Genomic DNA, 15,405 nt, shown 5'->3' with positions numbered 1-15,405 from the left:
CTTTATATTAAAGTTTAGTTTTCTGTATCCTTCCTTTTGATAAGCACCAGTATAAGAGCGAGAGTCAATCCTATAATGCTTGACCAAATTATATTCTCTATCCCATAACGGCCAATCCAGAATCCTCCAAATAAAGTACCCGCTGTTACAGCAAAATTCCCGCAGGAAGTAAAAATACTATTGATAAACTCCGAAGAACCGGAAATGGAAGAAGTGACATTCATATTACTGATCAGAAAGCCTCCGGAATGAACCAGCCCCCAACATCCGATAATCCATATCATAGGTAGAAATTGATTTCCATAATGTCCTATTAACAAATGAATTCCTGATAATAGAATTAAAAACAGTAGAGTGGTCTGGAAAGGAAATCTGCTCATATATTTTCCCGCAATTCTGTTTCCCGCAATTCCAACCGTTCCAAACAGGAAAAGCATAAGACTGGTTTGTCTGCCGTCCATTTGGGTTACATTCTTTAGGTAGTCAGCCATATATCCATAAGTAGAATACATAGCAGCAATAGTGAAAAACGCTAGGAAGAGCCCAATCCATAATTGTTTATTGTTAAATATTTTAAAGGGAAACTGTTTTGATGATGCATTGGTATTTTGAATCTCCGGCAAATAGATCCAAACCCCTGCCAGCGCTACTACATTAATTAATGCAGTAAGCAGGAAAGAGGACTGCCAGGAAAAGAAATCAGACATAAAAGTAGCCAGCGGAACTCCCATTACCGTTGCCAGCGTAAGACCGGAAAATATAATACTTACAGCCCTGGATTTTTCTTTAATATTTGAAGATTCTCCTGCGACCGACAGTGCAATAGACCAATAAACCGGATGAAAAAATGCAGGAATCATTCTTACGATAAGAAGCAGATAAAAATTGGTGATACAGGCAGAAAGAATATTGGCGGCGACAAAAATAAATAGAGACAAAAGTAGCAGATTCTTTCTTTTGAATGAAGATAATATCATCAGCATAAAAGGCCCAAAAACGGCAACAATTAATGCAAATGTACTGAGCAGCCATCCTGCTTTTTCGATAGGGATATGGAAAGCTGAAGCAATTTCGGGCAATACTCCAATCACTCCGAATTCCGTAGTGGTAATTCCGAAAACACCGAGTGCCAGCACATAAAGATTTCTGTTCATTTTCATTATTTTTTTGCAAATTTGCAGAATAGACTTTCAGAAAACTATATACTTACCTTTTAGTTCTATACTTACCTTTTTGAAAGTGATCCTCAAAAAAACATTGTTATGCCTGAATTTTTCCATGATAAAAGATTGTACTATACTCCCATTGAATTTGCCTTAAGTCATATCGGAGGAACCTGGAAAATGCCTATTCTGTGGAGGTTACAGGAGAAACCTCTTCGTTTTAGTGAACTTAAAAAAGACATTCCGCATATTACCGACAAGATGCTGACCAGTCAGCTGCGCGAACTGGAGTCTAAAGAGATGATTCACAGGGAAGTATTTCCCGTAGTTCCTCCAAAAGTAGAATATAGTCTTACAGAAAAAGGAAAAAAAGCCATTCCGGTGATTGAAACCATTATGAAGTTTGGCTATGAGCTGATTAAGGATGAAGGAATTGTCTTCCCGCCTAAGGAATGATAAGATTATATTTTTCCATTACGTAACGCTTTTTTCATAACTTCACCATAAAATTGATTCAATAGTATGAAGCTGAAATTGGGGATATTAGATCAGTCACCTACAACCATGGGAGGCAATGCAGCATCCGCATTGAAAAATAGTCTTAACCTTGCTGTATTGGCTGAAGAAATGGGATTTCATAGCATTATGTATTCCGAACATCATGGCGTAGAAGCCTATGGAAGTTCCAGCCCTGAATTATTAGCTGCTATCGTTCTCAGTAAAACAAACCGTATCAAAGTAGGAACAGCCGGTATTATGATGCGGAACTATTCTGCGTATAAAATTGCGGAATGGTCCAAAATGCTGTCAACCCTTTATCCTGAACGGTTTATTCTCGGACTGGGAAAAGCGCCGGGAGGATTAAAAGATGCTGTCATGGCACTGAATAACCATAAACCGGTGGTTTTATCTAATATGGAAACAAAGCTGGAAGAGATCATTCAATTCATACGGGAGGAAGAAGGTGTATATGATGGGCTTATTGCACAGCCTGCTCATGTGCAGCATATCCCGGAAATCATGTGGCTGGGTTCAGGAATGACCTCTGCCCGGGAAGCGGCAAAGCATGGAATTGGATATTCATTTGCGGCTTTTATGAATAGCGAAAATGGAAAGGAAAATACAGATGCTTATCTCAGAGAATTTGATGCAACGCAATATTTTCCCAAGCCTTCTTTACAGGTTACTGTAGCCATATCTGTAGCAGACAACATTGAAGAAGCCAGACGAAACGCCTATGGAATGGCTTATCAGTTTTTACAATCCCGACAGCTAGTCAGTCCTGATGCTGTTCTTTCTCCTGAAGCGGTAGAGCAGAGGGTTTTAGGAACACAAGATGAAGAAGAATTCTTTACTGTTTTAAACAGAATTATGATTGAAACACCCCAATCTGTAGATCAGAAATTACATCAGGTTGCGGAAAGGTACAATACAGATGATCTCCTGATATTGTGTAACATGTACCGGGAAGAAGATCGTATCAACACTTATAAAAGCATCATTAAAAACAATAGCTAACCCTATAGCCTCTATGAAAATTCTGTTGTGCTATGGGGTTATAATTACACTATAATGTACACCCATGAAGCAGAATATTTCAACATTGTATATCATTACAGGAGGTCCCGGAGCAGGAAAAACAACGTTGCTGGATGAATTAAACCGTCATGAATTAACAACAGTACCTGAAGAAGGAAGGAAAATCATTAAAGAACAGATTGATTCCGGTGGAAAAGGCCTTCCATGGCTTAATAAAGAACTTTTTGCAGCGCTCATGTTTGAAGAATCTGTAAAAACTTACCTGAAAATACGTCAGATGAATTCTACAGCGCCTGTTTTCTTTGACCGTGGAATATTGGATACCCTCGGTTATATGAGGCTTGAAAATATTATCATTCCGGCATCTATGGAAGCAAAAGCAAGAGAAATGATTTATCATAACAATGTCTTTATTCTTCCCCCATGGAAAGAGATTTATGAAAACGATCCGGAAAGAAAACAGACCTTTGAAAAGGCGGTGGAAACCTTTGAGTGTATGAAAGAAATATATCGGGAATATGAATACAATATCATAGAAGTTCCGAAAGTTTCAGTGGAAAACAGGGCACACTTTATTCTTGATACAATTTTTATATCAGGTTGAAGTCAAGCATCATCAATCATCAATTATTATTTATCATATGAACAATCCTACTTTTGAAAAAGAACTGATCGAGTTGGCTGGCAAAGATCTGTCGGTCAGAGAAAAACTGTTTGAAGCAGGGCAACTTTCCGGAGGCTATCATCCTGAAATGGAAGAGATTCATAGAGCCAATGCAAAACGGCTGAGGGAGATTATAGCACAAATTGGTTATCCTACCATCTCAAAAGTAGGCGAGAAAGCAAATGATGCAGTGTGGCTTATTATTCAGCATGCGATTGGTGAACCAGAATTTATGAAAACCTGCTATGTCATGATGGAAGAGCATTATAATGATATTAATCCTATACATACAGCCTATTTATACGACCGGATTCAGGTTTTTCAGAGTAAACCTCAAAAATACGGGACACAGTTGACTGCTGAAGGAACAATTTATCCGGTAGAAAACAAAGAAAACTTAAATGCAGAGCGTGAAAAGGTAAATCTGCCAGTATTCTCCAATGCAGAAATTCATAAAATTCCGGAACCTGAAGATATTCCGGAAATTGATAGCAAAGATGGGGAATATACGGTTTGGAGGAAAAAAACAGGATGGATTTAAAGCAATGCTGAATGCATGAAGAAATTTTTAACTTAAACTGTAATTCCTTCCAAATTCCACCTTACTTGCCGGTCTTCAAGACTTCACGAATTTCAATATTTCCTCCAATTTTAAAAATTGGGTTTCCTTTCGCTATTTCAACGGCTTCATCAATAGATTCTGCCCGTACAATAATATATCCACTAATGAATTCTTTGATCTCGGTATAAGGGCCATCCGTTACCATATTATCTGGTTTTACAGTTTTGGCAGCTCCCGGAGCGGGTAATAAAGTATTTCCTTCATCCACCAGTTTGTTTTGTGCAGTAATGTTTCCAAGCCAGATCATGCGCTCCCGGATCTGTTCAGGAGAAGGTTTAAAATCAGAAATGTCTTTCAGTCTGAAGATCAATGCAAATTCTTTCATAATCATATTCTTTTTTTTATGACGATTAAGATAAATGAACAGGGACAGCGTTTTTAAGGTGTTTTTATTTATCCAATAAAGGTCTGGGATCAAACAGAACTTTCAATGACTGAATCTTTCCCTCCTTGATCTGGTACCATCCGGAAGCCTCTATCGTTTTTTCTCCCATATCAATCATGTACCATAAACACACATCTTCACCAGCAGTAAAAGCCTTTAGAATTTTATACTTAAACTTCATCTGCATCATGTCTTTGATGTATATTGAAGCATTTTCTCTTTTCCCCAATACCCCGATAAATGTAAAATCAGGATAGAGACAACTTTCCGCCATTTCAAAATTTTCTTCATTTAAATATTGGATAAACTGTTCCGCTGTATTTTGATTTCTGTTGCTCATAATGTTATTTTTATTGTTGAATACAAAATTAGGGAGGAAGAATATATTTCTCCTGTGACTATCATCACAAAATGATTTAAATTTTTACTGTTTTAAGTCGGAAATTCTTCCTTTAGCATACGCAATCTGCTCTTTTTCTTTTTCCTGATCCGGATTGTTTTTAAGGTACATTTGGTAGTATGTTGCTGCACTTTTAGGCTGTTTCAGATGGAGATCATAAAGAAGTCCTAAGCGGTAATAAATCATATTGCTGGTACCAAAAGTCAATCCTCTTTTATAAGCTGTCAAGGCATCATTATACTGATTTTTGGATTCATAAATCCCGGCAAGTGCTGCATAGTAAAATGGAGTATGATCTGAAATGGCTTCATCAATAGTCTTTTGTGCATAGATTGCTGCATTGTTGTAATCTTTCAGTTCACGATAGCTTAGAGCCATAAAATAGAGTGTTCCTTCATTTTGTACGCCCATATTTTCCAGCATTTTATAAATATTGATACATTTCTGATATTCTTTTACATAAAAATAAGCTTGCCCTATATCGTTCATTACATTTACATCAGCATGATTTTTAAGGAGCTTTTCACCGGTTTCAATCACTTCCGGATATTGGGCTAACTGGTTGGCCACTGGCAGCAGAGCCTGTTGTAAAGTGAAGTTTTCTGTATCGGCAGCAATCGCTGTTTTCAATACATCATAAGCAGATTGATATTGTTTAAGACCACTGTAGGTTAGAGAAAGATCATAAGCCACATCAGGGTCGCTGGTATTAAGAGTATTGGCTTTCTTCAGATAACTGAGTTTGGCTTCTGGCGTTTCTGCATAGGTAGCAAGCTGTTTGTAAGCACTGAAATTCAGGCTGTCAAGTTGAATGATCTGTTGAAGATAAGTTTTGGCATGAGAAGCATTTCCCCTTCTGGAATTGATATTGGCCAAACTGAATAGAGTAGGCAGGCTGTTCGGTTGGATGGCATTGATTTTTTGATAATTTTTTTCTGCTTCCGGTAGTTTTCCCGCCATCATATTGCAGTAAGCAATTTGTGAAAGCGCTTTTATATCCTGTGTATCTCCGGGATAGATGCCCTGAAGATATGTGGCGGCCTCGGCATAACGTTGTGTTTCATAATATTCAAGAAGCTTTTCAGTATCAATTTTTGTGGATTGTGCCACTGCATTTTTAAAGCCTAACAGAATAATACACAAACAAATTCCTAGTTTCATCATGGTTATTTTTTAACTAAAATATTGGTTATTTAATAAGCTTCCAAATTTTATACTCACTTATGCGGGATTTTTTAATCTTCTGAATCATTTATGATAAAAACCAAAACCTTATATCATGAGAATTCTTATATTCACTCTATAGAAAAAGACCAGACAAAGCAAAAGATATGGAAATAAAAACTGTACAATCATTCCTTGATTATTATGGAAAAATAAGAGAAAGAACACATCGTATTATTGAAGTTATTCCTCCCGAACATATTGATTTTTCCTATAAACCAGGAAAATTTACCATTGGTGATCAGATCAGACATATTGCAACCATTGAAAGGTATATGTATGGAGAGACCATTAGCGGAAGAAAAAGTGCTTATCCGGGATGTGGAAAAGAGCTTGCCGACGGATATGAAAATACAGTCAGGTTTTTCAACGAAATGCACAGGCAGACTCTGGACATTATCAAAGGTCTTTCTGATGAAGATCTCACGAGGAAATGCCTGACTCCGGCCAATAGTGAAATTTCTATATGGAAATGGCTTCGGGCGATGATAGAGCATGAAATCCACCACAGGGCAGAATTATATATCTACCTGAATCTTCTGGAGGTAAAAACACCACAACTTTACGGGCTTTCTGCAGAGAATGTGCAGGAGATCAGTGTGAAATTGCAGGAGTAAAATACTGAAGATAACCGGATATTTAAAATACAAACCAGCTGTCATCGTACAGCTGGTTTTCTATTGTTAAAAGTTCTTTCATTTTTGATTTATTTCTATTTCAAGTGATAAATTATTCTTTTTCATTTATTAAAAATTGTTAAATATTTATTTGATACAGAGTTATTTATTTCTTTTTTTTAATCATTTGCTTTAGAATTATTGCTTAAAAGTCGTAGAACTACGACAAAATTTCAGATTGAGTATCGAAAATTTTTTGAATAGCGATTACCGTTTTATCTTTGTAATACCATCAATCCAATTACAAAAAATTAATCATGATTAAAATCTGCATATTACAACTATAATATCAAGAGAAATCTTGAATTCAACAGGGAGGTGAAGTTCTTTTTCACCGATTACTATATGCCCTGTTTTGACCTCAATATCCATACTTTCTTTTAGAAATAGAATATGGATAATGAAATATATCTGAACGTAGTGTACAGATACATTTTAGGCTTAAAAAAATTTGACACCCAATCAATCAAAATATTACAATTATGTTTCAGGACGATCATTCACCCAAAATGCCTGTTTCTAAAGATAAAATTTCATCTGTAAAGAATATTAAAGAAACACTGACAGATCAGGCAGTCACTAAAGCTGCTCAGGAAGTGCAGGAAAAATCGAGCGGAACCATTAAGAAAGCTACAGAAAAAATGGCTCAGGCTCAGGCTTATACAGGAATCGTTCAAAACGGTTCTCAAATGTTTATGAATCAGGTTAAACAGCCTAACCCTCCTACGCTTGTAGAAGACAAAGTATGGGCAAAACAGCCAACCTCAGGGATTTATAACGCCAATACCATTCCCGGAAATCAGGTAGCCGGAATCAATCGTGTGGTAAAACTTGAAATCGTAATTGACGGAAAAGTAATTAAACATTTCAAGCATTTTCAGTTAAAACAAAGTGCTGTAAAGCATCATGAATTTGATTTGATGCTAGCTCATGATAGTTTAGGAGGTTCAGAAAACCATAATCTGGAAGAAGCTCAAAACTTTCTTGGAAAAAGAATTACCGTGATTTTCAGATATAAAGACGTTGAAGACGGCCCCGAAAGGAACTTTGTAGGCGTCATCACTGAAGTAGGTTTCAGCCAGGAAAAAGGAAGTCTGGGAAATATTGTTCTTACAGGTTTCAGTCCCACTGTTCTTTTAGATGCTGCCCCTCATATTCAAAGCTTTGGCGGAGCACAGGAAATCAGTCTCAACAGCATTGCAGATCAGGTGATAAAAGAAGGCCTGGGGCAAAATTCCTTTGATTTCAGAGTAGATGCAGCCCACGGAAACGTTTCGTATAGTTCTCAATATGAAGAAACCCATTATAACTATCTGGCCAGAATTGCAGAAGCCTATGGAGAACAATTTTATTATGATGGCGAGGTGCTTCATTTCGGGAAACTTCCTCCTCAGGAAAAACCTGTAAACCTTACCTATGGAAGCAGTGTGAGTGATGTAAAGATAAAAATGAAGGCTCAGCATGTAAATCCGTCATTTTATGGTTATAACAGCAGCAAGAATGAAAAGCTGACAGCAGGAAATTCAAAGATTAACCATACTTCAGATATTGCAAAAAGAGCGTATGAAATTTCAGAAAAAACGTTTACCACTCCATCTTTAAGAGTAGCTCCCATAAAAGCGGTGTCTTTCATGGATGTGGAAAATTCTCAAAAAGGAACAGCCGGAAGTAAAGCCTCAGAAGTATTTGTTATTTCAGGCATTACAACAGTTCCTTTTCTTTATCCGGGCTGTATCGCTGATATTGAAATGAGAAAAGCCGAAAGCAGTGAAACCACTTACTTTACCAAGCTGATGATTACCGATATGCATCACGAGGTAGACGCAAGAGGATATTATACAGGAACATTTGAAGCCATTGCTTCTGATACAGGATTTATTCCCCGTCCGGAGTTTCACACTCCGAAAGCAGATGCTCAGTTTGCCAAGGTAATTTCCAATACAGATCCTTTAAATCAGGGAAGAGTGAAAGTTCAGTTCGACTGGCAGAATGGTTCCACCACGACAGAATATATCAGGGTAATGACTCCCGATGGTGGAGGCAGCGAAAAAGTAAGTAAAAACCGTGGATTTATGGCCATTCCGGAAGAGGGTGATCAGGTAGTGGTCAACTTTGCCCATCAGCATCCTGACCGTCCGTTTGTGATGGGAGGAATGTTCCATGGTGGAGTTGGCGGTGGCGGCGGTTCCGGAAATAATATCAAAAGCTTAAGCAGTAAAAGCGGACATACCATGAGTCTGGACGATGCCGGTGGAATTACAGTGAAAGATAAAGATCAAAACTCTGTTTTTCTGGATGGCGCAGGAAATATAACAATAGACAGTAAAATTTCTATCACCCTGAATTGTGGAAGCAGTTCCATTTACATGGATAAAGACGGAAATATTCAGATTAAAGGAAAAGAAGTATTTGTGCAGGGAGTCAATATTGGAGTAGGCGGAACATCAAGTATTGGGGTTGGGGTAGGCCCTGAAGACGGTGATCCCACTTCAGGCATCGGAATCAAATCTGATACATTGGATATCGGCACCAAAACGCTTTCTATGAGAGGTGATACGGAAGCTAATCTCAGCAGCGGAGGAAAAATAAATGTGGGTGGAGGAAGTGAGACAAATATTGTAAGTGGAACTGTAAAACTGAACTAAAAGCAGATGAATCCTGTAGACCTGGAGTTGGTAAAATTAAAAAGACAATGGCAGAAAGTTGTTTCAAAGAACGAAGAAAAGCCTATGCTGATCTGTATAGGAGAAAAACATGAAACCGATCTTTTTGATGGATTTATCAAATCAAAACTTTCTGAAGATGAAGAAGATGATATATTTTTACTTCACTATCAGGAATTTAATGGAATGAACTCTTTCGGACAAACCTTGTTGGATGAATGGACTGAGTTTTATGAAATGCTGAAGAAAAGTGAAGGAAATATTCCGCAATGGGATCTGAAAAATCCGGAAGAAAATTTTAAAACAGATGCTTATAAGGCATTTTATCCTCTTCTGGAGCTAAAGAAAAACTTTCCTGCTATTCAGTATTCTAAAATATACATCTACATTGCTCCGCTTAGGATCACTGATACCGAAGAGCTGTCTTTGTGGGTGAAAGAATGGTGCAGGATCTGTGAAGCATCGGAAAATAAAGATATTAAACTGGTTTGGGCAGAACATCATACTTACAGAACCTTACCCAATATCTCTTCAGCACACCGTTTCAGAGTGGAAGTAGACATTCATCAGCTAATGCAGAATACGGCTGCTCATACCAATCGTAAAAAGAATAGCCCGGATACGGATTTTCAGCAGCAGATCCTTATAGCGAGTAATCATTTAAGTAAAGAAAGATTCAAAGAAGCGGAGCATGCATTAAAAACAGCAGTGAAGCTTGCCAAAGAACAAAAGAACAAACAGGGAGAGATCTCTGCCTATTTTATGCTTACTCAGGCTTATACAGCAGATAGAAAGAAGGATAAGGCTGAAGATACCTACCGGATTATATTGGAAGAAGTAGAGCGGGATTCACCATTGGAAGTTCAGATGTATATGAATTATGGAAGTCATTTATTAGGGAATTCCAAAAAGTCCAGGGCAGAAAAAATATTTGAAAAAGCTGCAGAAACTGCTCAGAAAATAGAAGAATATGCAATGGCTATTGAGTGTTACAGAATCATTGGGACCCTGAATGATACTGTTTTGACAAAAGATAAAATGATCAGATATTTTGAAAAATGTCTCGGCATAGCAAAATTGATGAACCCTTCAGCAAGAGAGCAGAGCAGCCTGAGGTTTGTTGCCTCAATGCTTATTCTCAAATATGAAGGGGATACAGATAAAAAAAGAATATTAGACAGCGAAATGAAGACGTATTTTGGTGATGAATGGAAGGTAAGTGTGGAAAAACCAAAAGCAGGGTAATCTCAAATTAAAAGAATCATGGCAGATCTGAATAAAAAAACAGTAAAACCCATCAAGGTGGCAAAACCGGACATGAATCGGGATCGCTCTCTGAAGGTAAATGCAGACGTTACTTCGGTAAGCTGGGATAAAACCAAACAGGGATGGAAGAACGGAATGAAAAATAATTTTGATTCCCTGAATCCTGTTTCCATGGTTCAGTCTATCGCGGGAGGAGATCATAGTAAACAGGAAAACAGCAGTAGCGGAGGTGGTGGAGATAGTGCTGTGACTGCTGAAAAAGCAGCTCCGGAAAGCAAAGTGAAACTGATCAAAGTGAATACTCCATCAATGCCTTCCACGGCCATTCAGCATACAAGTAAGCATTTCGACATCGTACTGGCGATTGACATCCATTGGACTCTTATTCCGCCGCCGCCTTCATTTATGCTGATCCCGTTACCGTTGCCACATCCGTTTATAGGAATTGTTTTTGACATTATGGATTATATTACCATCACAATTCCCATTCCCCAATTTGCAAGAAACCTGATGCCGTCACTTCCGGAAAGTATTCCCATGGGCGGTTCAATATATGTTCACGGAAGACATAAAGCAACCACCACAACCAGTGTTATGGGAGTGGTGATCCCATTCAGACATATCACCTCACTTATTTCGGTATATCTCATTCCTTTTCCCCAGGAAGCTCCGCACGAAGGAGAAGTATATTACGGTTCACAGACCGTTCTGGCACAGGGAAGTAAAATGAGCGGAAACCAGCCTCAGCAGGTATTAACCTGCATGGGATTCCCTTTCGGAATGACGATGCTGCCCGCAATGCCGGATAAACCAAAGAAAAATCCACTGGCTTATTTTGCTTTCTATAATAACTTCTCAAGCATGTATATTCAGATCAATACGGGCAGACCTGTATTGGTGGGCGGAGCTTTTGTCCCTCATGTGTATACCCCCGGAGAAATGCTGATGCGTCTTGCAGGGATGTTTTTAATGAGGAGCCTCACCAAAAAAATAGGTAAAATGGGAGCTAACGGTTTAAAGAAACTGAATAACAGTGTTCTTAAAAAAGCTCCATTCAATAAGTTCAAATTTTCGAATGCCTTATCCAAAAAACTATGCCATTGGGGACTTGAACCTGTTAATTTTGCAACGGGCGCTATGTTTTTTGAGTGGGATGATTTTGAAATCCAGGGAAATACCCCTTTACTCTGGAAAAATATTTGGCACAGCGACAGACCTTATGATTTTGGTCCTTTAGGAAATGGTGTTTTTAATAATCATGATCTGTTTATCCTTCCTGAAGAGCATAATAAATTTGCCGGCTGGATGCATCCTGAAGAAAATATGGCGATGCTTATTCCTGTACCCGAAATAGGAGATGAAATGACGTATTTCAGAGATCATAAAATCTGGCAGTACAGACCAAGCAGCAGTATCTGGATTGTTCGTAAAGGAACGGATATCTATACCTATTCACGCTTTCATCATGCCACAGAAGGAGTGTTATATAAAGTAACCCGGATTGAATATGGTGACGGAACGATTCGTGAATACGAATATGAAGATCGAAATATTGTTTTGAAAAGAATAAAAGATGTTGGTACTGAAGCCAGTATAGAAACGGTTATTCATCCTGAACATAAAAAGATATCAGAAGTTTATTACTGTTATAAAAAACAAAGAGATCTGCAGGTTCGTTATGATTATGATGATAGGGGAAATCTTACTCATGTCTGGGATATTCACAAAAAAGCAATGGTCTTTGAATATGATGGAAACAATCAGATTGTAAGAAGAACCAACCGAAATGGAATGAGCTACATCTGGAAATATGATAAACAAGGAAGAGTTGTATATACTAAAGGCCTGGACGGATATATGGAAGGAAGTTTTCATTATGATGAAGAAGAAGGCTTTACAGAAGTGATCTATCCCAAACAACATAATAAAACAGAACGGTATTACTACGATGATAATTTTCTTGTCTATAAAAAAGTAGATGGCGAAGGTGGGGAAACATGGTATGACTTTACAGCGCACAATGAACTGAAAATGATAGGAAGCCCCGAAGGACGTGTTCAGGGATATACCTACGATGAAATGGGAAATATCAAGACTTTTCACAGCCCTGATGGCGAAGAATATCATTACCAGTACAATGAATTCGGACAGGTTGTTGCCCGTTTTTCCCCTTCAGGTATTTCTGAAACATGGAATTATGATGAATATGGAAGACTAATCAGCCATACAGATGCCGCAGAAGAAAATGTATCTTATGAATATACTGATGGGAAAAGGCTTCCCGAAAAAAGTATCAGAGAACATGTTACAACATCTTACGAATATAATAAGAGAGGCCAGCTTATTCAGCTGACGAATACGGTCGGGACTGAACAGTTTTGGAAATACGATGAATATGGAAGATTGCTGGTTTTCAGTCCGAAACCTTTCAACAGAACCCTGTGGAACAGAGATAAAATGGGAAGGGTAATTGAAATGAATGAACAGGGACAGTTACCGATAAAACTTCGCTACGATGCCTATGATCTTCCGGTGTATGCCACAGATGGGCACGCAGAATGGCTCATGAGCTATACCCCAATGGGAAGTCTCAAGAAACAGATTCGCCGGAATGCTCTTACCAATAAAAAAGAAGAAACACTAGCCTTTGGATACGATGCTTATGAAAACTTAATGAGCATTACCAATGAAAAAGGAGAGATCTATGCTTTTGAAAGAGATTATAATAACAAAATCATAGGAGAAACAGGTTTTGAAGGACAGAAAAAATTCTTTGTCCGTGATAAGGACGGTTTAATTATCCAAAGAAGAACACCTCATGGAAATACCATTTTCTATGAATATGATCTGGCGGGAAGAATAACGCAGGTTGATTATCCGGACGGAACCTGGGAAGCCTATCAGTATGATACTTCAGGATTGCTTATTAAAGCGGATAATGAAGATAGCAGTGTAAGTTTTCAGAGAAACCCGTTAGGACAGATTCTTCAAGAAAAACAGGGTGAACATTCTGTTCTGTATGAATATGATCACCAGGGAAATCTCACTGGCCTGCAAACCAGCTTAGGAGCGAAAATTGATTATTCTTATACGGATCTGGGACAGCTCAGACATATTTCCGCAGCAGCCACAGAGGTTATCTTGCCCTGGCAGATGAATGTTGAAATCAGAAGGAACGGACAAGTTCTTTCTCGTGAAATGACAGGCGGTATAGACAGTACTTTTGAATTTGATCATACAGGAATGCCTGTAAGTCAGAAAGTAACCATTAATAAAACAAATACTACTTTCCATAAAGATTATATATGGGGAGAAGGAAGCCGTTTACTGAATATCCTTGACAAAGTGAAAGGCAGCAGAACAAAATTTGATTATGATGCATTCGGAAGTCTTGCCGCTGCAGAATATTCCAACGGAAAAGTTCAGCATAAAAATCCTGATGCAACCGGCTGCTTATATGAAAGTACAAAACGTACTGACCGTATCTATGACAAAGGCGGAAAGCTGATGCGGGATAAAAACTGGTTTTATCACTATGATGAAGAAGGGAATTTATTATTAAAGAGTAAACGGGTAATCAATAATGCAAGGCCGGAACATTCGGAAGAACCCAACAATGCCCATCCTTATTACAAAGCCATTGCTTCAGATTGGCTTAGCTCTTCAAAAATGCCATCCGGAACTCTTTTACCCAATGTAAATGATGATTTATCCACAGAAGTACAATCCCCCGAATGGGAGCCTGGAGACTGGAGTTACTCCTGGAGTGCCAACGGAATGCTGGCTAAAGTAAAACGTCCGGATGGGAAGGAAGTACAATTTGAATATGATGCACTGGGCAGAAGAACTTCGAAAATTGGCTGGCAGAAAATAACTCGTTATATTTGGGATGGTAACGTTCTTTTACATGAATGGAATTATGATATTGAGGAAATTCCTGCCACTGAAATTGATGATGAAGGAAATATTATTGTTAAACAAGAACCTGTAGAGAATTTAGTAACCTGGATTTATGAGACAGGAAGCCACGTACCGTCTGCAAAGATAGAAGGAAACAGAAAGGCATCCATTATTTCAGATTATATAGGGAGACCTGTCCAGGCTTATGACGAAGAGGGAAATCTGGTGTGGAGCGCTGAATATGATATTTTTGGAAGAGTTGAAAATGTAAAGGGAGAGGAATCCTTTATTCCTTTCAGGCAGCAAGGGCAGTATGAGGATGAAGAGACTGGACTTTATTACAACAGATTCCGGTATTATGATGTGAAAAACGGGACTTATCTTTCTCAGGATCCAATAGGCCCGCTTGGAGATAATCCTAATCTGTATGCTTATACGCATGATAGCAATTCCGAAATTGATCCACTGGGATTGATGGAGGCCGATGGTGGATGGTCACGAAGAAAAGCAGAACGAGGCTCAATCATCAATGCAAAAAGACCTACACCACCTTCTGTACATGCTACCAAACATATTCAGGCAACTTCTATGGAAGATGCCAAAGCCAGAAGTATTAAAGGAGTAGGAGGTAAACCTGAAGGATCATATTTCCCGGATGTAGTGAAAGATAACTTCAAAAATTTTGAGAAAAAGGCAGCGTTTGATGCAATGAGGAAAGGGAATGTAGTACCGAATGGAGGGGTTACTTACTATATTTATGAACATCCTACCGATATAGGATATAATATGGGCGAAAAAACGAGATTCATGAGAGTGGAAGTGGCTTCCGGTACCATACACAGTCATCCGATTTCAGCAGCAGATGCCGCTAATTATATAAAAAAAGCAAATTACCGATAACA

At 38.3% G+C, this 15,405-nt stretch carries 12 protein-coding genes; 8 read left to right on the top strand and 4 right to left on the bottom strand.

The features are described 5' to 3' along the window. Positions 1–14 precede the first annotated feature (14 nt). On the bottom strand, positions 15–1,154 hold the full coding sequence (locus ACWPWS_RS07395) for an MFS transporter (protein ID WP_454046066.1): 1,140 nt from the start codon (positions 1,152–1,154) through the stop codon (positions 15–17). A gap of 108 nt (positions 1,155–1,262) precedes the next feature. Between ACWPWS_RS07395 and ACWPWS_RS07390 the strand changes: the two genes are divergently transcribed. From ACWPWS_RS07390 to ACWPWS_RS07375, 4 genes are all read left to right on the top strand, one after another. Next, complete coding sequence (locus ACWPWS_RS07390) at positions 1,263–1,619, top strand: winged helix-turn-helix transcriptional regulator (protein WP_309511277.1); 357 nt, start codon at positions 1,263–1,265, stop codon at positions 1,617–1,619. A 66-nt stretch (positions 1,620–1,685) separates the two neighbouring features. Next, positions 1,686–2,681 carry an MsnO8 family LLM class oxidoreductase gene (locus tag ACWPWS_RS07385; protein ID WP_454046065.1) on the top strand — a complete coding sequence of 332 codons (996 nt, stop codon included), beginning with the start codon at positions 1,686–1,688 and terminating at the stop codon, positions 2,679–2,681. A 64-nt stretch (positions 2,682–2,745) separates the two neighbouring features. Then, positions 2,746–3,306 (top strand): AAA family ATPase, encoded by a 561-nt coding sequence (locus ACWPWS_RS07380; RefSeq protein WP_454046064.1) that lies wholly within the window; start codon positions 2,746–2,748, stop codon positions 3,304–3,306. 37 nt (positions 3,307–3,343) lie between these two features. Continuing rightward, on the top strand, positions 3,344–3,907 hold the full coding sequence (locus ACWPWS_RS07375; protein WP_454046063.1) for a DUF6624 domain-containing protein: 564 nt from the start codon (positions 3,344–3,346) through the stop codon (positions 3,905–3,907). 61 nt (positions 3,908–3,968) lie between these two features. Here the strand turns inward: ACWPWS_RS07375 and ACWPWS_RS07370 are convergent, their stop codons facing one another. The 3 genes from ACWPWS_RS07370 to ACWPWS_RS07360 form a co-directional block, all read right to left on the bottom strand. Beyond that, positions 3,969–4,313, bottom strand: coding sequence for a YciI family protein (locus tag ACWPWS_RS07370; RefSeq protein WP_309511273.1), 345 nt, complete (start codon positions 4,311–4,313; stop codon positions 3,969–3,971). A 64-nt stretch (positions 4,314–4,377) separates the two neighbouring features. Then, entirely contained in the window at positions 4,378–4,713 is a 336-nt protein-coding gene (locus tag ACWPWS_RS07365) for a nuclear transport factor 2 family protein (protein ID WP_454046062.1), read from the bottom strand. An 84-nt stretch (positions 4,714–4,797) separates the two neighbouring features. Next, complete coding sequence (locus ACWPWS_RS07360) at positions 4,798–5,937, bottom strand: tetratricopeptide repeat protein (RefSeq protein ID WP_454046061.1); 1,140 nt, start codon at positions 5,935–5,937, stop codon at positions 4,798–4,800. A 167-nt stretch (positions 5,938–6,104) separates the two neighbouring features. On the opposite strand from ACWPWS_RS07360, the gene ACWPWS_RS07355 reads away from it, so the two are divergent. The 4 genes from ACWPWS_RS07355 (at position 6,105) to ACWPWS_RS07340 (ending at position 15,403) form a co-directional block, all read left to right on the top strand. After that, a complete protein-coding gene (locus ACWPWS_RS07355) occupies positions 6,105–6,614 on the top strand; it encodes a DinB family protein (protein ID WP_309511271.1) in 510 nt (169 codons plus the stop codon). Between the two features lie 542 nt (positions 6,615–7,156). After that, positions 7,157–9,319: a type VI secretion system Vgr family protein gene (locus ACWPWS_RS07350; RefSeq protein ID WP_454046060.1), complete on the top strand. Its 2,163-nt coding sequence runs from the start codon at positions 7,157–7,159 to the stop codon at positions 9,317–9,319. A gap of 6 nt (positions 9,320–9,325) precedes the next feature. Further along, positions 9,326–10,582, top strand: a complete 1,257-nt coding sequence (locus ACWPWS_RS07345) for a tetratricopeptide repeat protein (protein ID WP_454046059.1) — start codon at positions 9,326–9,328, stop codon at positions 10,580–10,582. An 18-nt stretch (positions 10,583–10,600) separates the two neighbouring features. After that, positions 10,601–15,403: an RHS repeat-associated core domain-containing protein gene (locus ACWPWS_RS07340; RefSeq protein WP_454046058.1), complete on the top strand. Its 4,803-nt coding sequence runs from the start codon at positions 10,601–10,603 to the stop codon at positions 15,401–15,403. Positions 15,404–15,405 lie beyond the last annotated feature (2 nt).

It is taken from the genome of Chryseobacterium sp. Marseille-Q8038 (assembly GCF_965111995.1).
The sequence above is the reverse complement of the archived record's forward strand: the minus strand, read 5'-3'. Positions and strand labels throughout refer to the sequence as shown.

Excerpts from the sequence above, each read along its gene's own strand:
- ACWPWS_RS07365 (WP_454046062.1), bottom strand. The coding sequence starts at position 4,713 with ATGAGCAACAGAAATCAAAATACAGCGGAACAGTTTATCCAATATTTA.
- ACWPWS_RS07350 (WP_454046060.1), top strand. The coding sequence starts at position 7,157 with ATGTTTCAGGACGATCATTCACCCAAAATGCCTGTTTCTAAAGATAAA.
- ACWPWS_RS07375 (WP_454046063.1), top strand. The coding sequence starts at position 3,344 with ATGAACAATCCTACTTTTGAAAAAGAACTGATCGAGTTGGCTGGCAAA.
- ACWPWS_RS07395 (WP_454046066.1), bottom strand. The coding sequence starts at position 1,154 with ATGAACAGAAATCTTTATGTGCTGGCACTCGGTGTTTTCGGAATTACC.
- ACWPWS_RS07385 (WP_454046065.1), top strand. The coding sequence starts at position 1,686 with ATGAAGCTGAAATTGGGGATATTAGATCAGTCACCTACAACCATGGGA.
- ACWPWS_RS07340 (WP_454046058.1), top strand. The coding sequence starts at position 10,601 with ATGGCAGATCTGAATAAAAAAACAGTAAAACCCATCAAGGTGGCAAAA.
- ACWPWS_RS07345 (WP_454046059.1), top strand. The coding sequence starts at position 9,326 with ATGAATCCTGTAGACCTGGAGTTGGTAAAATTAAAAAGACAATGGCAG.
- ACWPWS_RS07390 (WP_309511277.1), top strand. The coding sequence starts at position 1,263 with ATGCCTGAATTTTTCCATGATAAAAGATTGTACTATACTCCCATTGAA.
- ACWPWS_RS07370 (WP_309511273.1), bottom strand. The coding sequence starts at position 4,313 with ATGAAAGAATTTGCATTGATCTTCAGACTGAAAGACATTTCTGATTTT.
- ACWPWS_RS07355 (WP_309511271.1), top strand. The coding sequence starts at position 6,105 with ATGGAAATAAAAACTGTACAATCATTCCTTGATTATTATGGAAAAATA.
- ACWPWS_RS07380 (WP_454046064.1), top strand. The coding sequence starts at position 2,746 with ATGAAGCAGAATATTTCAACATTGTATATCATTACAGGAGGTCCCGGA.
- ACWPWS_RS07360 (WP_454046061.1), bottom strand. The coding sequence starts at position 5,937 with ATGATGAAACTAGGAATTTGTTTGTGTATTATTCTGTTAGGCTTTAAA.